Annotated in this window: 19 protein-coding genes, 1 tRNA gene, 1 pseudogene and 1 other annotated feature; of the genes and pseudogenes, 16 read left to right on the top strand and 5 right to left on the bottom strand. The window is 35.8% G+C overall.

From position 1 onward, the window contains the following. Positions 1-69 precede the first annotated feature (69 nt). Complete coding sequence (locus tag TS1_RS02745; protein ID WP_068707587.1) at positions 70-2010, bottom strand: ABC transporter ATP-binding protein; 1941 nt, start codon at positions 2008-2010, stop codon at positions 70-72. 211 nt (positions 2011-2221) lie between these two features. Here TS1_RS02745 and TS1_RS02740 point away from each other — a divergent pair, with 211 nt between their 5' ends. The 7 genes from TS1_RS02740 to TS1_RS02710 all read left to right on the top strand — a co-directional run bounded on the left by TS1_RS02740 (position 2222) and on the right by TS1_RS02710 (position 6628). After that, a complete protein-coding gene (locus TS1_RS02740; RefSeq protein ID WP_068707586.1) occupies positions 2222-2878 on the top strand; it encodes a redox-sensing transcriptional repressor Rex in 657 nt (218 codons plus the stop codon). A gap of 228 nt (positions 2879-3106) precedes the next feature. After that, complete coding sequence (locus tag TS1_RS02735) at positions 3107-3373, top strand: IreB family regulatory phosphoprotein (protein ID WP_068707585.1); 267 nt, start codon at positions 3107-3109, stop codon at positions 3371-3373. After that, positions 3373-3795, top strand: a complete 423-nt coding sequence (gene ruvX, locus TS1_RS02730; RefSeq protein ID WP_068707584.1) for a Holliday junction resolvase RuvX — start codon at positions 3373-3375, stop codon at positions 3793-3795. The genes TS1_RS02735 and ruvX overlap by 1 nt, the downstream gene beginning before the upstream one ends. 31 nt (positions 3796-3826) lie before the next feature. Further along, positions 3827-4141, top strand: a complete 315-nt coding sequence (locus TS1_RS02725) for a DUF1292 domain-containing protein (RefSeq protein ID WP_068707582.1) — start codon at positions 3827-3829, stop codon at positions 4139-4141. A gap of 125 nt (positions 4142-4266) precedes the next feature. After that, a complete protein-coding gene (locus TS1_RS02720; RefSeq protein WP_068707580.1) occupies positions 4267-4653 on the top strand; it encodes a hypothetical protein in 387 nt (128 codons plus the stop codon). A gap of 222 nt (positions 4654-4875) precedes the next feature. Then, positions 4876-5113, top strand: a binding site (T-box leader). Positions 5114-5205: 92 nt separating this feature from the next. Further along, positions 5206-6036 carry a MetQ/NlpA family ABC transporter substrate-binding protein gene (locus tag TS1_RS02715; protein ID WP_245610101.1) on the top strand — a complete coding sequence of 277 codons (831 nt, stop codon included), beginning with the start codon at positions 5206-5208 and terminating at the stop codon, positions 6034-6036. A 211-nt stretch (positions 6037-6247) separates the two neighbouring features. After that, a complete protein-coding gene (locus TS1_RS02710; protein ID WP_068707576.1) occupies positions 6248-6628 on the top strand; it encodes an iron chaperone in 381 nt (126 codons plus the stop codon). 59 nt (positions 6629-6687) lie between these two features. Here the strand turns inward: TS1_RS02710 and TS1_RS02705 are convergent, their stop codons facing one another. Next, complete coding sequence (locus TS1_RS02705) at positions 6688-7797, bottom strand: NAD(P)/FAD-dependent oxidoreductase (protein ID WP_068707574.1); 1110 nt, start codon at positions 7795-7797, stop codon at positions 6688-6690. A 431-nt stretch (positions 7798-8228) separates the two neighbouring features. On the opposite strand from TS1_RS02705, the gene TS1_RS02700 reads away from it, so the two are divergent. Continuing rightward, on the top strand, positions 8229-9485 hold the full coding sequence (locus tag TS1_RS02700; protein ID WP_068707572.1) for a quaternary amine ABC transporter ATP-binding protein: 1257 nt from the start codon (positions 8229-8231) through the stop codon (positions 9483-9485). Continuing rightward, a pseudogene (locus TS1_RS12835) lies at positions 9478-11452 on the top strand (ABC transporter permease/substrate binding protein). Before TS1_RS02700 ends, TS1_RS12835 begins: the two are co-directional and overlap by 8 nt. 251 nt (positions 11453-11703) lie before the next feature. Here the strand turns inward: TS1_RS12835 and TS1_RS02685 are convergent. Together TS1_RS02685 and TS1_RS02680 are read right to left on the bottom strand one after the other, a co-directional pair. Next, positions 11704-11774 (bottom strand) — tRNA-Gly (locus TS1_RS02685). 78 nt (positions 11775-11852) lie between these two features. Then, positions 11853-12038 carry a YrhK family protein gene (locus tag TS1_RS02680; RefSeq protein ID WP_281177353.1) on the bottom strand — a complete coding sequence of 62 codons (186 nt, stop codon included), beginning with the start codon at positions 12036-12038 and terminating at the stop codon, positions 11853-11855. Between the two features lie 327 nt (positions 12039-12365). Here TS1_RS02680 and TS1_RS02675 point away from each other — a divergent pair, with 327 nt between their 5' ends. After that, complete coding sequence (locus TS1_RS02675) at positions 12366-12914, top strand: chromate transporter (protein WP_068707564.1); 549 nt, start codon at positions 12366-12368, stop codon at positions 12912-12914. Beyond that, positions 12911-13486 (top strand): chromate transporter, encoded by a 576-nt coding sequence (locus tag TS1_RS02670; protein WP_068707563.1) that lies wholly within the window; start codon positions 12911-12913, stop codon positions 13484-13486. The genes TS1_RS02675 and TS1_RS02670 overlap by 4 nt, the downstream gene beginning before the upstream one ends. Positions 13487-13545: 59 nt before the next feature. Here the strand turns inward: TS1_RS02670 and rnhC are convergent, their stop codons facing one another. Then, positions 13546-14484 carry a ribonuclease HIII gene (gene rnhC / locus TS1_RS02665; RefSeq protein WP_068707560.1) on the bottom strand — a complete coding sequence of 313 codons (939 nt, stop codon included), beginning with the start codon at positions 14482-14484 and terminating at the stop codon, positions 13546-13548. A 187-nt stretch (positions 14485-14671) separates the two neighbouring features. On the opposite strand from rnhC, the gene zapA reads away from it, so the two are divergent. The 5 genes from zapA to TS1_RS02640 all read left to right on the top strand — a co-directional run bounded on the left by zapA (position 14672) and on the right by TS1_RS02640 (position 19875). Beyond that, the gene (gene zapA / locus TS1_RS02660) at positions 14672-15112 is read left to right on the top strand and encodes a cell division protein ZapA (RefSeq protein WP_068707559.1); all 441 of its coding nucleotides are present in this window, start codon (positions 14672-14674) and stop codon (positions 15110-15112) included. 16 nt (positions 15113-15128) lie between these two features. Then, positions 15129-15671 (top strand): CvpA family protein, encoded by a 543-nt coding sequence (locus tag TS1_RS02655; protein WP_068707557.1) that lies wholly within the window; start codon positions 15129-15131, stop codon positions 15669-15671. A gap of 81 nt (positions 15672-15752) precedes the next feature. Further along, the gene (locus TS1_RS02650) at positions 15753-18128 is read left to right on the top strand and encodes an endonuclease MutS2 (protein WP_068707555.1); all 2376 of its coding nucleotides are present in this window, start codon (positions 15753-15755) and stop codon (positions 18126-18128) included. A gap of 80 nt (positions 18129-18208) precedes the next feature. Continuing rightward, the gene (gene trxA / locus TS1_RS02645) at positions 18209-18523 is read left to right on the top strand and encodes a thioredoxin (RefSeq protein ID WP_068707553.1); all 315 of its coding nucleotides are present in this window, start codon (positions 18209-18211) and stop codon (positions 18521-18523) included. Positions 18524-18855: 332 nt separating this feature from the next. Continuing rightward, positions 18856-19875 carry an alpha/beta hydrolase gene (locus TS1_RS02640; protein WP_245610097.1) on the top strand — a complete coding sequence of 340 codons (1020 nt, stop codon included), beginning with the start codon at positions 18856-18858 and terminating at the stop codon, positions 19873-19875. Positions 19876-19894 lie beyond the last annotated feature (19 nt).

Raw genomic sequence — 19894 nt, 5'->3', positions numbered from 1 at the left:
CCAACTGGCAAATAAGATTTGGACATTTTTTACTTGTGTCACAGTCTTTTACTAACATTGGTAAAATTTTTATGTTTCAGATTCGAATTCTTCTAACTGTAAACTAAGCTCTTCCCATTGTTCCATTAGCTCGTCTTGTTTTTTTTGTGTGTTTTGCAATGATTGGTCTAGCTCGGCTAATCTTACATGGTCGTCTAAGTTTTCTGGTAAAGTCATTTCTTCTTTAAGCTGACTGATTGTTTCATCCATAGAATTGAGTTCATCTTCAATCTGGGTGACTTTTCTCTGAAGGGATCGTATTTGTTTTTGCTGCTGTTTTGACTGCACAAAATTCTGCTTGCCAGTAGACACAGTCTTTTCTTGCGGAGTGTCTGCTTTTTCGTATTCTGCTAGTTGTTGTTCTTCTTGTTTTTTTTCTAAATAATAATCATAGTCGCCCAAATAAAGTCGAGAACCCTCTTTTGAAAGTTCAATGACTTTTGTTGCGATACGATTAATAAAATAGCGATCGTGAGATACAAAAAAGAGTGTGCCTTCATAGTCAATTAAGGCATTTTCTAGGACTTCTTTATTATCAATGTCTAGGTGGTTGGTTGGTTCGTCCAAAATTAGAAAGTTTTTTTGTTCCATGGCTAATTTTGCTAGTGCGACTCGTGCTTTTTCGCCTCCACTTAATAAAGCGATGGGTTTGTCAACATCATCTCCTGAAAATAAGAAGCTGCCTAACACTCTACGAATATCAACTTCAGGAGTTGTGGGGTGTTCATCCCACACTTCTTGTAGGATCGTTTTGGTTTGATTTAAGTCAGCCTGCCCTTGGTCATAATAGCCGATACTCACATTCGTACCATACCGCTTTTCCCCTTTAATAAAAGGAATCTGTCCAATCATTGATTTTAATAAAGTCGATTTGCCAATGCCATTAGGACCCACTAAAGCGATCGCGTCCTGTCGTTTAATGTCTAATTGAATAGGCTCAGAAACAATTTGATGATCGTAACCAATCGCGCCATCTTCTAGCTGAAAAACAATATTTCCCGAAGTTTTAGCGATATGGAAAAGAAAATTGGCTGACTTTTCTTTTCCTTGTGGGCGTTCCATTTTTTCCATTTTTTCTAGTTTTTTTCTGCGACTTTGTGCTCGCTTAGTCGTAGAAGCACGAACAATATTTTTGGCAACAAAGTCTTCTAACTTGCTAATTTCAGCTTGTTGTTTTTCGTAAGCCTTCCAATCGCTGGCTAGTTGTTGGCTTTTTAAGTCCAAGTAACGACTATAGTTTCCTTTGTAATGGCGCATTCGGCTACGACTAATTTCATAAATTTCAGTGACAACTTTATCTAAGAAGTAGCGGTCATGAGATACGATCAGTAACGCACCGCGATAATTTTGTAAATAACCCTCTAACCAACTGAGCGTTTCAATGTCTAAATGATTCGTCGGTTCATCTAAGATTAAAATATCAGGACTTTGTAAAAGCATCTTAGCTAAGGCTAAACGTGTTTTTTGTCCCCCAGAAAGTGTTTGAATCGATTTGTCATAAAAAGATTCATCAAATTGGAAGCCATGCAAAACGGCACGCATTTCATTTTCGTAGCCGTAGCCGTTTTTTTCGGTAAATTCTTCTTGTAATCGGTCATATTGGTTAAGAATTGCTTCATAGTTTTGATCTTCAGGAGATGTCTGGCTGATTTTTACTTCTAATTCGTGCATTCGTTTTTCTGTTTTCTGGACATCAGCGAAGGCTTCAAGCATTTCTTCCCAGACTGTTTTATCAGAGTCTAAGCCAGTGTCTTGGGCCAAGTAGCCTAAAGAAACATTTTTATTTTTAGAAATCGTTCCTTTATCAGGTTCATTTATTCCTGCAAGGATTTTTAGTAATGTTGATTTACCAGCACCGTTGCGCCCTACAAGTCCAATCCGCGCTTGGCTACTGATTTCTAATTGAATATTTTCAAATAAAGTATCTGCACCAAATTGGCGCGCAATTTGGTTTGCTTGTAGTAAAATCATAATATCCTCACTTTAATTTTTCTTGATTTTATGTACTCGTAAATGCTAGTTTATCACAATTTATTTATCTTAGAAAGACAAGACAAAAGACACTTACTGCTGTTTGTGTAAAATTTTGCAGTAATTTGAGCAATCAAATTGCTTTTTTTAGTTTTTATCTGTTATGATACTACATGTTATAAGTGAATTTTTCACAATGGAGGTTTAGAAAGTGAAAGAAAATAGTATTCCCAAAGCGACTGCTAAGCGGTTGCCTTTATATTATCGCTATTTGCGAATTTTAAATGATGCAGGAAAGACAAAAGTCTCCTCAACAGAATTAAGTGAAGCTGTTCAAGTGGATAGCGCCACTATTCGACGCGATTTTTCTTATTTTGGAGAATTAGGAAAACGAGGTTACGGCTATGATGTAGAAAGTTTAATGCAATTTTTTGCTAAAACCTTAAGCGATGATGAAATGACCAACGTTGCCTTAGTTGGTGTGGGGAATCTGGGTAGTGCATTATTAAAATATAAATTTCACCAAAGCAATAGTATTCGTGTGAGTGCGGCTTTTGATGTTAATCCTGATATCGTGGGACGTATTGTAGATGGAATTCCTGTCTATCCAATGTCTGATATGGTAGAACAAATAGAAATTCAACGAATTGAAATTGCTATTTTGACTGTGCCTGCATCGACAGCTCAAGATGCTGTAAATAATTTAGTCGAATCAGGAATTAAAGGAATCCTTAACTTTACTCCTGCGCGTATTTCAGCGCCAGCTAACGTTTTAATTCAAAATGTTGATCTAACAAATGAATTGCAGACACTGATTTACTTTTTACACAGTAATGATCGTTTAAACTTACCATCTGAAGAAGAATAAACAGGAGTCTTGATCTTTTCTTTGCTTGTGCTATTGCATCAGTAGAAAAAAATCAAGACTTTTTTCAATCGAAAATGATGGTAAAAAAGTACGCAGAATTCACAAAATAGTCATAGTTTTTCGGTACACTTTTTTGTAAGTGGATATATATGTTTGTAGTTTCCTGGTTTGTTTAGTACAATGTAAAAAAGAATAAGTGAACATTTAGGAGAAAGAGGTGTCAAGTGAATGGGGCATAAAGACGAAACGGTACGTTTTGATTTTGATGACAGTCGTAAAAAAGAAGTTAGCGAAACTCTTGCGATCGTATACCGTGCGCTTGAGGAAAAAGGGTACAATCCAATTAACCAAATCGTAGGGTACTTGTTGTCAGGTGATCCGGCGTACATACCGCGTTATCGCGATGCGCGTAATTTAATTCGTCGCCATGAACGAGATGAAGTATTAGAAGTTTTAATACGTTTTTATTTAGAAAACCATGGAGTCAACTTATAATGCGTACGATGGGTTTAGATGTTGGTTCAAAAACAGTCGGTGTAGCTATAAGTGATCCGCTAGGGTGGACAGCCCAAGGAATCGAAATTATTCCAATCAATGAAGAAGAAGGCGAATTTGGTTTGGCCCGTCTAAAAGAATTGGTTGAACAATATGAAGTTGAACAATTTGTGGTTGGTTTGCCCAAGAATATGAATAACTCAATCGGACCAAGAGCCCAAGCATCGATGAATTATGGGAAAAAATTAGAAGAGTATTATCAATTACCGGTTGTCTACCAGGATGAACGCTTATCGACGGTTCAAGCAGAAAGAATGTTAGTCGAACAAGCAGATACGTCTCGTAAAAAAAGAAAAAAAGTGATTGATAAATTAGCAGCAGTGGTTATTTTACAAAATTATCTAGATGCTGCAATGAATTAAACGGATTTTTTTAAAGGGGAGAATGAAATCAATGGCAGAACATACACATGATCATGAGCATGATCACGATGAGCACGAACATATTACCTTAGTTGACGAAGACGGTAATGAAACTTTATATGAAGTGTTGCTTACCATCGATGGCCAGGAAGAATTTGGCCGCAATTACGTTTTATTATATCCGGCAGGAGCTGACGAGGATGAGGAAGTTGAATTACAAGCTTATGCCTATATTGAAAACGAAGAAGGTACTGAAGGTAACTTAGAACAAATCGAAACTGATAAAGAATGGGACATGATTGAAGAAGTATTCAATACTTTCATGGCCGAAGAAGACGAAGAATAATAGCAAGCTAAACTCTTGTACGAGGGTTTGGCTTTTTTATTTGAAATAAAAGACCAATCTATTTTCTAGGTTATTTTTACTACTTACTGTATACTTTTAACTAATAAATAAAAGTAGGTGGTAATATGCGTTGGATCGTAAGGCCAGAAGACTTAGAACGAATAAATAAAGAATATGGCAATGAAAAAAGCATTGTAGGTTTAGCTGAAAAAAAATACACTAGATATTCAATCCCCAAACTTTATGCTGTTCTGCTAGATAAAAAAGAAATAAGACTGATACAGTTAGATTTGAATTTACAAAAAAAGAATATTGATGTAATTTCTTTAAAAGGTATTGAGGAGTTAGAGGTAAAAGGTTCCATTTCAAAAACAGTTATAATAAAAACAATCGATAAAACATATCGCTTAATTTTTCGAGACAAGACAGCAGCTAAATCGATCAAATCTCAACAAACAGCAATTTTAGCCAAGCTGGAAGAATTAAAATATAGTTTTGAGTATAAAAATTAATTAAAATTATAAAAGTAAGCAGCCGAACAAGCCAATGCTGTAAGTGAGTGTGCGTCCTTAAAATTCAGTTGTTTTAGTTCAGTCTAATTTGTACTATTTAGTTTTAATTTAGACAGCAGATTTTGTTAATGAGGATGATTTAATTGTAGAAAGTTTTTTAAAGTTAAATCATCTTGACAAATTGTATTTTCTAGTGTAAATTACAGTAAATAAAATTACATGAGAATTCCGTTGATGAGAAGAGTAGTTTCTTATTTCTATTTTAGAGAGATCTTGTTGGGTGGAAAAGATTATAGAAAAGAAATGAAAATGGTCTCTGAGGATAAATCGCCGATAAGTAGGTAGGTGGTTTCGAAAGGTTCAATCGTTAACTTGAATACCATTTCTGTAAATTTGAGATGGGCTAAGAGAAGTGCAGACTTCCAAAATAAGGTGGTACCGCGAAAAATTCGCCCTTTTATCAGTAATGCTGATGAGAGGGCTTTTTTATTTGGTTACAATTGAACTTTTTGTTCGAATGAAAAATGGAGGAGATTGAAAATGAAGAAAAGTTTGAAAAAAACATTATACGCTGGTGTACTCGGTTTGACTGCTTTAGGTTTAGCTGCTTGTTCGGGTGGTGGCGACCAAGACGCAGATTCAAAAGAGAATGAAACAATCAAGGTAGGAGCGAGTGCTACCCCTCATGCGGAAATTTTAGAGCAGGTAAAAGATGATTTAGCGGATGAAGGATATGACCTAGAAGTTGAAGTTTTTGATGATTATGTATTACCGGACCAAGCGTTGGCTGATGGGGATCTTGACGCTAATTTCTTTCAACATAAACCTTATTTAGATAATTTTAATAAAGAAAATGATACAGATTTGGTTGCAGCAGACCAAGTTCATTATGAGCCATTAGGCTTGTATCCTGGCAAAACTGATACAGTAGATGATGTAAAAAATGGAGCAGAAATTGCCATCCCAAATGATGCAACAAATGGTGCTCGCGCCTTATTATTACTGCAAGAAGCGGGGTTAATCAAGTTAAAAGATGATAGTGATACTACTACAGCAACAACTAAAGATATTGAAGAAAATCCGAAAAATATAAAAATAACTGAACTGGATGCTTCACAGATTGCTCGGACTGTTCAAGATGTAGATTTAGCTGTGATTAATGGAAATTATGCAGTGGAAGCTGGCTTTGATGTACAAGATGATGCCTTAGAAATTGAAGATAAAGATTCTAAAGCTGCTCAAACTTACGCTAATATTATAGCTGTTCGAAAAGGGGACGAGGATGAACCAGCCATCAAAGCTTTAGAAAAAGCCTTGCATAGTGATAAGGCAAAAGAATTTATGGAAGATGAATACAAAGGAGCGGTTATTCCGTTATCTTAAGAGTTGGATGGAGCTGAGCCATAAGTTTCTTTAATAATAAAATATCCGAACTATAAAAGAAATTGATCCTGCGGTTACTCGTCGCAAATTCATAGCAATTAGCAAATTTCAGGAAATATAGTTCGGATATTTTTGCCGTATCTTTACTTATGTCGCATTTTTTTATATTTTATTTTAGTATCCATCTACAAGGAATAAAAAGGAGTAGCTAATGCAAGATTTACAAGAATATATTGCGACAATCGAAAAAGATGAACACAGGGTAAAATTTACTGAGCTTATCAAAAATATTCATGAACAATTTCCCCAATTGCAATTGGTTTTTAAATGGAATCAACCAATGTTTATTTGTAAAGGAACATTTATTATTTCTTTTAATAAAAGCCAAAAGCATATTAGTGTCTCGCCAGAAGTTGCAGCTATAAAAAAGTTTAGTGAAGAAATCACTGCTTCTGGCTACCAACAAACAAAAGGAACTTTTCGTATTAGATGGGAGGATACGATTTCTTATCCGCTTCTTTTTCGGATTGTCTCCTTTAACCTTAACGAGAAAAGGAATTATCCTCCTTTTTGGCGTAAAACAAGTGGATAGAAAAATTAAATAAAACAGGCAGGCCCACCATTCGTAAGGAATGGTGGGCCTGCCTGTTTTTAAAAAGGATGTTTCTGAATGTAAGTATCTAACGGTTTTTGATAATCTTTGTCAGGCCACCTTCCGGTATTAAAGTAGTTGGCTAATAAATAACCAATGTAAGGACCGGTAGTTAAACCTGAAGAACCTAAACCACTAGCCACAAAAAGAGAAGGGTCATCAATTAAAGCACCAAAAAATGGGGCAAAGTCTGAAGTGTAAGCTCGTGTACCCACTCGATAATCAAAAGAATTTTTTAAAAGACTTTCAGGAGCTTGTAAAAAATCTTTGCTCTTATTTGTCAGTTGGTCAAAGGCTGTAGATGTTGGCTGAAGGTCCCACCGGGCGTTATCTTCATGGGTTGCACCAATGATAATTTGTCCGTTATTGGCAGGAATTAAATCCGCTTCATTATCTAGCATGGCAACTGGCCATTGTTTACTTTGTACTTGATTGGTTTTAAAGACAAGTAGTTGCCCTTTTTGCGGGCGAAGATCCACTTGATAATCAAGAGATTCTAACAATGTCTTGCAATTTGGACCGGCTGCTAGTATAACTTTATCTGCCAAAATCTGCTGATTTTTTGTATATACTTCCCAATGATCATTTTGTCTTTTTAATTTTGCCTTTTCATGAATCACACGAATCTGTTTTTGTATTGCTAGTTTTTTCATATGTTCTAAATACAATGCACCATCTAGTCTAGCGCCTCCAGTGATAAACAAAGATTCTTGCGGGGCTAATAAGGGCAGTTTATCGGCGGTTTTCCTTGCAGAAAGTAGATGGATTTCACCAATTTCAGGAGCATCTTTTTTTCGTTCTTTGGCTAAAGCAGCTAATGATTCAAGTCCATTCTTTCTTAAGAGAATCGTTCCGTTTTTGGCAAATATCTCATTTGAAAGACTCATATCCTTTGCTAGTTTTTCAAAAAAAGCAGCGCCATCTTTAGCTAATCGATACCATCTTTTGTTTCTACGCTTAGACAACCAAGGAGAGATGATTCCAGCGCTGGCTTTAGTTGCCTGACCCGTCTGATCATCTACTAAAGTAACAGTGTATTTGGTTGTATCTAAATAATTCGCAAGTGTGATACCGATAATTCCGCCGCCGATAATGACTATTTTTTCCATAATGAATATGTATCTCCTTATTTTTTTGATAATTTTATATTCTTTATATGATAGGAAAAAGCTTGGTAATCTGTTCGTATTTTGCATGACAGAAAAAACTTTTTTATTTATATTTTCAATTAGAAATCTCGCTTTTATCCTTTTTCTTATCTCGCTCTTTCTTATATTCAGCTTGTATATAATTATCAATTAACTATCATTTTTTTTCAATCATTTCTTTATATAAAAATATGAGCCCGGTTTTATTTTTAGCTTTTATTATGGTACCATCATTAAAAGGTCAGTAAATTTTGCAAGAAATGTCTTAATGAAAACAACTAAGTAAATTGTTCTCTTTTTTTTGACAAAGTGCCAATAGGATGTTACTCTAGTATGGTCACTTTTTTCGTGAGAGTTTTCTGAAAAAATAAAAAAGTAAGGAGTGAGTACTTTTGAGTAAAAAAGTTCGAATAGAACATTTAACCAAAGTATTTGGTCGAAGAACTCAACAAGCACTTGAACTGGTTAGAAAAGGAAAAACCAAACAAGAGATCGTGGAAGAAACCGGCGCAACGGTCGGGGTACATGATGTTAGTTTCGACGTAGAAGAAGGGGAAGTTTTTGTTATTATGGGACTTTCAGGAAGTGGGAAATCCACTTTGGTACGGATGATTAATCGGTTGATTGATCCAACTTCCGGAGAAGTCTATATTGACGATGCGGATGTTGCTAAAATGTCCAAAGAAGACTTGCGTGAAGTTCGTCGAAACAAAGTGAACATGGTTTTCCAAAATTTCGGACTTTTTCCCCAACGGACCGTTTTAGAAAATACGGAGTATGGTTTAGAAGTACGCGGCGTGCCTAAAGAAGAACGCCAGAAAAAAGCCGAAGAAGCTTTGGATAATTCCGGTTTGCTGTCTTTTAAGGACCAATATCCCAATCAATTATCTGGTGGGATGCAACAACGGGTTGGCTTAGCTCGGGCACTTGCCAATGATCCAGAAGTCTTGTTAATGGACGAAGCATTCTCTGCTTTAGACCCATTAATTCGCCGCGATATGCAGGATGATTTGTTAGATTTGCAAGAACGCGTACAAAAAACCATTATCTTTATTACCCACGATTTAAACGAAGCCTTAAGAATCGGGGATCGGATTGCGTTAATGCGTGATGGGGAAATTATGCAAATTGGTACTGGAGAAGAAATCTTGACTCATCCAGCCAATGATTTTGTTCGAGAGTTTGTGGAAGATGTCGACCGTTCGAAAGTGTTGACGGCAGAAAATATTATGGAACCTGCGTTAACGATTAATGCAGAGACCGACGGCCCTAACGTTGCTTTACAACGGATGCGCAAAGAAGAGATCAGCATGTTAATCGCTGTCGATCGCAAACGTTACTTAAAGGGAAGTTTGACGGCAGAAGCCGCCTTGGATGCGCGCAAGAATGAAAAAACACTGAAAGAAGTGTTGGATAAAAACGTACAAAAAGTTCAAAAAGATACTTTAGTGACGGACATTTTTGATATGATCTACAATTCACCAGCTCCATTGGCAGTGGTCGATGATGAGGACCGTGTAGTTGGTGTCGTTGTTCGTGGTAGTGTCATCGGTGCCATGACAGATACCGAAAAAGAAGAAGATAAGAGTGAAGACGGTAAAGAAAACACTGAAACAGTAGACCAGAAAGGAGTGAGCGCAGATGCTTGATTTTCTACAAAATGAAATTCCTATGTCGGATTGGGTTGACACAGGCGTTGATTGGCTAACGGAAAACTGGTCCGCGTTTTTCTCATTCTTGCAATCATTAGGACAATCCATAATGGATACAATGACCAATGGCTTGACTATGATTCACCCCTTGTTATTTATTGTTATTGTAACGGTAGCAGCATTTTTCTTAGGTGGGAAAAAGTGGCAATTGCCGACATTTACCCTACTTGGTTTGTTGCTTATTTATAACCAAGATTTATGGTCTGATTTAATGAGTACACTTACTTTAGTAATTATTTCAAGTTTGATTTCAGTGATTATTGGAGTTCCACTGGGTGTATTAATGTCTAAAAGTGAAATTGCAAGAAATATTATTACGCCTGTTCTTGACTTTATGCAGACGATGCCAGGTTTTGTATATTTAATTCCGGCTGTAGCTTTCTTTGGTATCGGAATGGTGCCTGGGGTGTTTGCTTCTGTCATCTTTTCTCTGCCACCAACCGTACGGATGACGAACTTAGGGATTCGTCAAGTACCAACAGAATTAGTGGAAGCGTCCGATTCTTTCGGTGGAACTGCTTGGCAAAAATTATTTAAATTAGAAATGCCTCTAGCTAAAGGAAATATCTTTGCCGGTATCAACCAAACTATGATGTTAGCATTATCGATGGTTGTGATTGCTTCAATGATCGGTGCCCCTGGATTAGGACAAGGCGTTCTATCTGCGGTACAACGTTCCCAAGTAGGAAATGGTTTTGTTTACGGCTTGGCCATTGTTATCTTAGCAATTATTATGGACCGCTTTACACAAAACCTAAATACGAGTGGGAATAGCTCAAACGAGAATTAAGAAAACGTTGAGTATTTCTAATTATAGCAACTAACTTTGTGCGCAAAAAAAGATTGAAACTATTATTTTAAATAGTAAAAAGCGTTAGAAGTTGGATAAAAATAGGATAAGATAAGCTTAAGATTCGGTAAGGCAAAAGCTTCTGCCCATCTTGCCTGTCTTTTTTGAAATCAGTTAATAAAAATTGTTATACAATTTTTAAAAATTTTGGAAAGGATGTTTTATTTTGAAGAAGAAGTTAGTAGGTATGTTAGCATTAAGTTCAGTATTTTTGTTGGCTGCATGTAGTAATGGTGGAGGAGATAACGACGCTGAAGGCGGCGGCAATGGTAATGGTGAAACTGTTGAGCTATCCTATGTGGAATGGGATACAGAAGTCGCTTCAACAAATGTTGTAGCTCAAGTATTAGAAGACATGGGTTATGAAGTAAATACTACTCCTCTAGATAATTCTGTAATGTGGGAAGCTGTAGCTAATGGCGAATCCGATGGTATGGTTGCTGGTTGGTTGCCGGTAACGCATAAGGCCCAATATGAAAAATTTGGTGATCAAGTGGAAGACTTAGGTCCAAATTTGCCAGATGCAGCGAAATTAGGACTTGTTGTGCCTGAATATATGGATGTAGATTCGATTGAAGATCTAGATGATCAAGTACCAAATAAGGAAATTATCGGTATTGAACCAGGTGCTGGAGTAGTTTCTGCTGCAGAAGATACTGTGGATACTTATGATAACTTATCTGATTGGAAAGTAACTCCATCTTCTAGTGGGGCAATGACTTCACAATTGGCAAGTGCGATCAAAAACGAAGATCCTATTGTTATCACAGGTTGGTCTCCACACTGGATGTTTGAAAGATATGATCTTAAATATCTAGATGATCCAGAAGGAACGATGGGTGATGCTGAAAGTATCCATACAATGGTTCGTGAAGGATTAGAAGATGACATGCCAGAAGTTTATAGTGTATTAGATAACTTCGAATGGACTGAAGATGATATGAACACTGTCATGTTAGATATTGAAGATGGTACTGATCCAGAGGATGCTGCTAAAAACTGGATTGAAGACAACCAAGATAAAGTCGATGAATGGACAAAAGACGCAGAATAAACTCTATTCATCTATAAAAGTAAAAAAATGGAAGCTAGTTGAAACTAGCTTCCATTTTTTTGTGGTGCAATAAAGACGTCAAAGTGATTCGGAAGGTGGAGTATTTAAAGCCTCTTATTTCAAACATGGAGAATTTTTTGGCACTTCCTTGTCTAATTTATTTATTAAGAAATTTTTCTATGAATATCAGTACTACGTATGACAAAAAAATTCAAAAAAAAAACGTTGTTTTACCAACGTTTCAAAACATAAGCGGGTGACGAGAATCGAACTCGCGACGGAAGCTTGGGAAGCTTCTGTTTTACCACTAAACTACACCCGCATAACACAAACTATTATAATCCAAAATAGCAAAATAGACAATAGTTACTTGAAGTGAAAACCGCTAGAAAATTAAAATTCACCTATTTTTGATATTGCGTATATGGATTTCTCTACTGATCATAATTAATGGCCTTATTAAAAGTTGAAAGCTACCGATGAGAAACAAAATCGATCCATAAAAACTAGTGGATTCCTTGAAAAACAAGAGACTTCCAGCGATAAAAAATAAGGCTAAGATGATGTCATTCATTTGATATAGCATATTGTAGAAGGCATCAATTTTTATGTCATGCTTGAATAAAGTAAAAGTTAATTCCTTTGGTCTATTATTATTCATACTAACCACCTCTCATAATATTTTACAAATAAATAATAAAAGATAAAAGTAATTCAAATTATTCAGTTTTTACGCCTGTTTTCAATTTAACAACTCTTCATTTAACAAAGTAAGTCATTTAATGAAAAAGATTTGTTATTCTACTTGGTATTTTCTGGTTTTGTTATTACCTTAATGGTAAGATGACAATTGATAACCATTAGGTAATTCGAAAACTTTTAATAGCATGGTTTATTTTAAAGGAGGAGGATCATGAACATATTTGTCGATTTATTTTTTACCTTTAGCCGAATTGGGGCGTTAACTTTTGGTGGTGGCTACGCTATGCTACCGATTTTACAAAGGGAAGTTGTAAAGAATAAAAAATGGGCAACGGATGAAGAACTTGTTGATTATTTTGCTATAGGCCAAACGACACCAGGAATTATTGCTATCAATACTGCAACTTTCATCGGTCAGAAACAACGTGGCGCAATAGGTGGGATTGTAGCGCCCCTTGGATTTGTTTTTCCTTCATACATTATCATTACACTGATCTCTATGTTTATGAGAAATTTTTCTGAGTTGCCGATTATTCAAAATGCATTTGCCGGTATTCGTGTAAGTGTGTATATTTTGATTTTAAACGCAGTTTTAAATCTTTGGAAAAATTCCGTTGTAGATAAAGTTGGAATTTTAATCTTTGCACTTGTTTTTACATTCTCTGTCTTTACTAGTTTGTCTCCGGTATTATTTATTATTTTAGCTGGGGTTATCGGAGTTGCGGCTAAATTGTTTGAAAGGAGGCAGCAACAAAAATGATTTATTTACAGCTTTTTTATGAGTTTTTTAAAACAGGCTTATTTTCTGTAGGTGGTGGACTTGCTACCTTGCCTTTCTTATATGATATTTCTGATCGTACAGCTTGGTTTACTCATGATCAGTTAGCGGATATGATTGCTATTTCTGAGTCATCGCCAGGCGCCATTGGGATTAATATGGCGACATATACAGGACATCTAACAGCGGGTCCTTTGGGCGGTATTATTGCGACTTTAGGCCTTGTTTCACCAGCGATTATCATTATTTTACTGATTGGCGGATTAATAATGAAATTTCGTAAAAGTTTCTATGTAGAGGCTGTATTTTATGGGTTAAGACCTGCTTCGACCGCACTTATCGCTGCTGCTGGGTTTGCTGTGGTATGGTCGGATTTATTTGATTTCTCAAGTCTTAATAATGCTGGAGGCTGGTTAGGGGTTATTAATTGGAAATCACTTGTGTTGGCTATTCTATTGTTTTTTATTATGCGTCATAAATTATTTAAAAATTTACATCCGGTGATTTTTATTGCTTTATCAGCTTTGGTCGGTATTGTTTTTCAATTTGCTTAATGCAAAAAGAATCTTCTGTTTGGCTCTTGGGTTGGTGGCCACACTGAAGATTCTTTTTTTTAATGAAGTGAGTGGAAGTCGCTTTGTTCATTCCTCTTTGCGATTTTCTGTGCTTTTTCAGTATTTTTAAAATGAAGTTTGGCGTAATGTCCTAATAATTCGACACCGCCTTTTGTAATGATTTCTGCTGCTTTTTTATCTGATTGTGCTCCTGCCCCTGAAGGAAGTTTTATACCGATTTCCTGGGATTGTCTTTTTAATATATCCAAAAATTCGGCGCGGCAAATAATAGAAGCTGCCGCCACAGCTAAGTGATACTGTTCTCCTTTAGTAATGAAATAAAGGTTTTGTGTGACTGGATTTTCCTCAGTTTTTAGGTATTTTCGATAGGTAGATTCTTGCGCAAATTGATCAATTAAAATAGCTTCGGGTTGTTGCGGACTTATCTTTTCTAATAACAGACCAATACAATGATTATGCAGAGCTACTTTCATATGAACAGCATTATACTTCGGCTGTATTTCATTGTATTTTTTTGGCATAACTGTTAATTTTTGATAATAAATCAGCTTTTTTAGCTTGGGAGCAAGTGCTAAAATTTGCTGATCACTTAGCTTTTTGGAATCTTTTACTCCTAGTTTTTTTAGCTCGTCTAAGTGTGTTTTATCAACATAAGCTGCACAGACCACTAAGGGACCAAAATAACTGCCATTACCCACTTCGTCACTTCCAATGATACTTTTTTTGGAAAAACCTGCAGGCAAACTTCCTGACGTTTTGCTTTTTTGAATCGGCGAATTTTCCCATAATGCAGCTTCTTGGTCTTCATTTTCTCCTTGAAACATCACTTTGCCAGAAGGATAAGCAGTAATAGTAACGCCCTTTTTTTTCGCAAAAAAAGCGGCATGCGGGATTTTACGAGATGTTATGTAATCTTTGTAGTATTGTTCGGCTTTTTTTAATTGTTGAGGAGATAACTTAATAACAGTTGTTGCCATAGAGTCTTTCCTTCTCTCTAATAGGATTGTTTTATTTTAGCATAATGCATATTTAAATGAAATATAGTAAAATAAATGAATGCATGGAAAAATTTAAAGTTTTCCTTTATAATGGTAAGGTGTTTTCAAGAAAAACATTGAGAGTGTTATAATAATAAATACCGATAGGTTTGGGAGGCTGAGCAAGGTGGCAAAGCAGAAAAGTCGATTTAAAGCGGTAATTGAAAATCAGAATTACACCATCATCAGTAATGAAAATCCTAAGCATATGAAAATGGTAACTGAACTTGTTAACGATCAGCTTAAAGAAATTAAAAAAATGTCTGCAGGACTAGATAGCGAGCAAGCAGCCATCTTACTTGCTATTAATACGGTATCTGATCAATTAAAAAAACAAGAGGAATTGTTAAAATTAGAAAAAGAGAACAAGGCTTTACAGGAAAGAGCCGATGAAGCCGCAGAACTTAAAAACCGTATTCAACGTATTGAAAAAGTGGAACAAGAAGCAAAGAAAGCCTTAAAAAAACAGGGAAACAACAATATAAGAGTGAATAACCATGTACAAGCGCAACAAATTTTAAATGAAAAACGCAAGCAGAGTATTCAACAAAAAGTAACTCAAAGCTAGCAGAAAGGAAGACTGAATGATTGGTTTTATAATCTTTTTACTATTATTATTTTCTTTTTATAATGGTGCAAGACGAGCAACAGCTTTGCAGTTGGTATATACTGTAGGTTGTATCTTATCCTTTTTTCTTGCAATGAGCCTTTATCAAAGTTGGGGTCAAAAGATCGAGCTATATGTCCCTTATTTATCTGTAACACCAGATGCCAAAATGGTTTATTACAGCCAAGCTTTATCTTTTGATTTAGATAAGGCTTATTACGCAGCTGTTGCCTTTATGGGATGGTTAATTTTTGGCTGGCTGCTTACCAAATTCGTCATGATTTTTCTCAAGAACCTCCGATTCAAACGGATCTTAGAAGATGACTGGCTGGTAGCAGGGATTTTAAATACGATATTAATGTACTTGACGATTTTATTCTTTTTAAAAGTTTTAACCATGGTACCAATCAATGCAATCCAGAATATTTTTTCTCGAAGTTTTACTGCTGATTTTATTGTGGATAAGACGCCTTTTTTATCTAGTATGCTAGATAAATTATGGATAACCGATATTATCTAATAGGTAGAGCAGTCTTTTGCAAATGTATGCAAAACTGCTCTATTTTAACGCTAAAAAGAAAGGAAGAAAGTAGGTGAAAAAATGGCGGAATTAAATCAGGCTATTTTAGCTACTCTTGAGTTTGATCAAGTGAAAACGCAGATTGCGCAATATTTGGTTACAGAGCAAGGTAAGGAAGAATTACAAGCTTTAATGCCGGTTAAAGAAATTTCCAAAATTACATCTTATTTGGAAGAAACAGATGATGCGATGAAAGTCCTTCGACTGCGCGGGGGAATCCCAATTCCAAAAATTGAAAATATTCAGCCGCATATGAAAAGGATTGAAATTGGTGCTGACTTAAACGGTGTTGAATTATCCCAGATCTCTCGTATTTTATCGACTACAGCAGAAGTGGATCGTTTTTTGGAAGAATTTAAAGAAGATGAAATACAGTTTTACCGTTTATATGGTTGGCAAGAACAATTGACAGCATTGCCTTCTTTAAGACGACGATTGAAGACGGCGATTGACGAAGAGGGTCGCGTGACAGATGAAGCCTCTGAAGCGATTAGAACCATCCGCCGTAACATTACACGTACAGAACAAAGCATTCGGGAAAATTTAGATGGAATTGTTCACGGAAAACAGGCCCGTTACCTTAATGATACTCTTATTACTATGCGCAATGAGCGCTATGTCATTCCGGTTAAACAGGAAAATCGAAATGTATTTGGCGGTGTTGTGCATGATCAAAGTTCTTCAGGTCAAACACTTTTCATTGAGCCTGGGCAAGTGGTGGAACTAAATAACCGTTTACGTCAATATCAGATTGCTGAAAGAGATGAAATTGCTCGTATTTTATCTGAACTGTCAGCAGAATTAGTTCCTAACCGTAAAGAAATTTTGCATAATGCTTATGTGATTGGAAAATTTGATTTTATGAATGCCAAAGCTCGTTATGCTAAGGATTTAAAAGCTGTGGTTCCTCTTATTAATCAAAAAAATCATGTTTATTTTAAACAAGCAAGACATCCTCTTTTGGATCAAACCAAAGTGGTCGCTAATGACATTATGATTGGCGAAGACTACCAAGCTGTCGTTATTACTGGACCTAATACGGGGGGAAAGACAATCACACTAAAAACGCTGGGGTTATTACAGCTAATGGGACAAGCCGGCTTGCCGATTCCCGCTGGTGAAGATAGTCAGATGGGAATTTTCAATGAAATTTTTGCGGATATTGGTGACGAACAATCGATTGAACAAAATTTATCGACTTTTTCATCTCATATGACCACTATCGTTGAAGTCTTAGAAAAAGTTGATGAGAATAGTTTAGTCTTATTTGACGAGTTAGGAGCAGGCACTGATCCTCAAGAAGGTGCTGCTTTAGCCATCGCGATTTTAGATGATTTAGCTGCTAAACAAGCTTATGTTATGGCCACAACTCACTATCCTGAGTTAAAAGTTTATGGTTATAATCGTCCTAAAACAGTGAATGCCTCTATGGAGTTTGATGTCGATACACTCAGTCCGACTTATAAGTTACTAATTGGCGTTCCAGGGCGCAGTAATGCTTTTGAAATTTCACGGCGTTTGGGATTAAATCATTCCCTGATTGAATCTGCTAAACAGATTATGGACGGTGAAAGTCAGGATCTAAATGAAATGATTACAGACTTAGAAAATCGCCGTAAGATGGCTGAAACTGAGTACTTGGAGTTACGTCATTATGTGAGTGAGTCTGAACAATTGCATAAAGAACTAGAAGAAGCTTATCAATATTTTTATGAGCAAAGAGAAAATGAATTAGCCAAAGCCCGCGAAAAGGCTAATGAAATTGTTCAACAGGCCAAAGAAAAATCAGATGAAATCATTTCTGACCTACGAAAAATGCAACAACAAAGCGGACAGAAAAACGTAAAAGAAAACGAATTGATTCAAGCTAAAGGTCAATTAAATCAACTACAGCAGCCAGAAGATGCTCTGAAGAAAAATAAAGTCTTACAGAAAGCAAAAAAACAAAAGCAATTTAAAGCGGGCGATGAAGTTTTAGTAATTCCTTATAATCAACGAGGCGAATTGTTAGACAAAGTAGGTAAAAACCAATGGCAAGTCCAATTGGGAATTTTAAAGATGGATGTAGATGAACAGGATTTACAGGCAGTTGCAGCTAAAGAACCAGCTACACCTAAACGTCATGTATCTACATTAAATTCCTCTGGTCCCCATGTTTCCAATCAGTTGGATTTAAGAGGAAAACACTATGAAGATGCCTTAAATGAACTTGACCAATATTTAGATGCTGCGATTTTAGCAGGTTATCCGCAAGTGACCATTGTTCATGGAAAAGGCACGGGGGCTTTAAGAAAAGGTGTCTTCAATTATTTGAAAAAACATCGTAGTGTAAAAGATTTTGATTTTGCGCCTGCCAATCAAGGTGGTAATGGAGCAACGATTGTCAATTTTAAATAGGAAAAGAGCTTTAAGCAAGTTAATTTGCAAGTGTGGATGAAGGTGCTATACTTTATCTATTGAATTGGAGGTTACAAAAAATGGCACAAGCAGTAACAGACAAAAATTTTAATGTAGAAACAGAAAATGGTTTAGTCTTAATTGATTTTTGGGCAACTTGGTGTGGCCCTTGCAGAATGCAAGCACCTATTTTAGAACAAATCGAATCAGAGTATGATGAAGATGAGTTCCGAGTAGTAAAAATTGATGTGGACGAAAACCCAGAAGTACCTGCTAGTTTTGGTATTATGAGTATCCCAACATTAATTCTGAAAAAAGACGGAGAAGTTGTCGATAAAGCAATTGGTGTACAAACAAAAGACCAATTAGAAACGATGATTACTTCTCACATGTAAAATTTTATTAGCTAAAAGATTCCAGACGATTGACTTCGTTTGGAATTTTTTTATATAAAGGAATAAAATTTGATAAACGGTAACCAATAGATGTACTTTTCTTGATATTGGTCAAAAAAAAGACAAACTTCATATATTTTCTTTTTTTAGAAACACAAGGCGGTTTGAAAAGCTTCTTTTATATTTACATCATTAATATTAAGTGGGTGGTAATAAAAGAGAATCGTTTTTTGTTATTAAAATTACGCTCTATAGAAAGAATCGATTGTGTTATAATTAAGCGTAACAAAGATTGGTATATTATGGTAATAGTGAAAGGAGGAAGAGGAGATTTGAAAAAGAACAAGTTTCTTTTTAGTAGTTTTATTGGTTTAGCTGGCTACTTTTTATTTAGAAACCAGCCGGAAAACATCACTTTAAAAGTCGCTCTACCAGAAAGGGTAGAAGAAGCTGTTTCAGAAAAGTTCACTCAAGAAGATATTTATTTAATCGCTAGTGATGGTTTGCCACTAGCACTTACAATATTTCAACCAAAAAAACAGCCGGTAAAAGCTGCAATACAAGTTATTCATGGACTATTAGAACATCGGCTGCGTTATAGCCATTTGGCAGCTTTTTTAGCCAAAAATGGTTTTGCAGTTATTTTGAGTGATAATCGTGGTCATGGAGAGTCTATAGATAAAAAGAATCCTTTAGGCCAGATGCCTGGTATCAAGCGCATGCTTAATGATCAGCTTAAGATTCCCCAATTTATTAATGAACGTTTTGCCGATCTAGATGTTTATTTTTATGGTCATTCTTTTGGTTCAGTTCTAGCACGTTTATATTTACAAAAAAATGATCAAATGATTGCTAAACTATTAATGACAGGGACCGTCCAGTACGAGAAAAAAGCCAAATATGGCGTTATTCTTGCACTTTTTTCCGATCTATTAGCAGGTAAAAAAAGTTATTCTTGGGTTATAAAAAAATTAACTCGCTTTGGTTCGACGGATAAAAGGTGGCTAACGAACGATCAAATACAAGTAGAAAAGGCCTTGCGTGATCCACGTATGCTGCCTGGATATAATAATTTGGGAGTTACAACCATTTGGGAAGGAGTCCGTCGTCTGAAAGAGACGCACTTATTTACCTGTCAGAATTCTGATTTACCTATTTTGAGTATTACTGGGTCAGAAGATGTTACTATTACAGGTGGTGTAAAAGGTTTATCCGATACGAAAAAGACTCTACGCAAAATTGGCTATACGAATGTAAAAATGCTTAATTTTCCTGATATGAAACACGAAGTTATCAATGAAGTTGATCAAGAATCTGTCTACCAAACAATTTTAGATTTTTTCGCTAAGTAAAAAGTTCGACAGTATATAT

The sequence above is a fragment of the Tetragenococcus solitarius NBRC 100494 genome (assembly GCF_001544195.1).
Lineage (GTDB): Bacteria > Bacillota > Bacilli > Lactobacillales > Enterococcaceae > Tetragenococcus > Tetragenococcus solitarius.
Note: the sequence above shows the minus strand (reverse complement) of the source record. Positions and strands in the feature narration are given on the sequence as shown.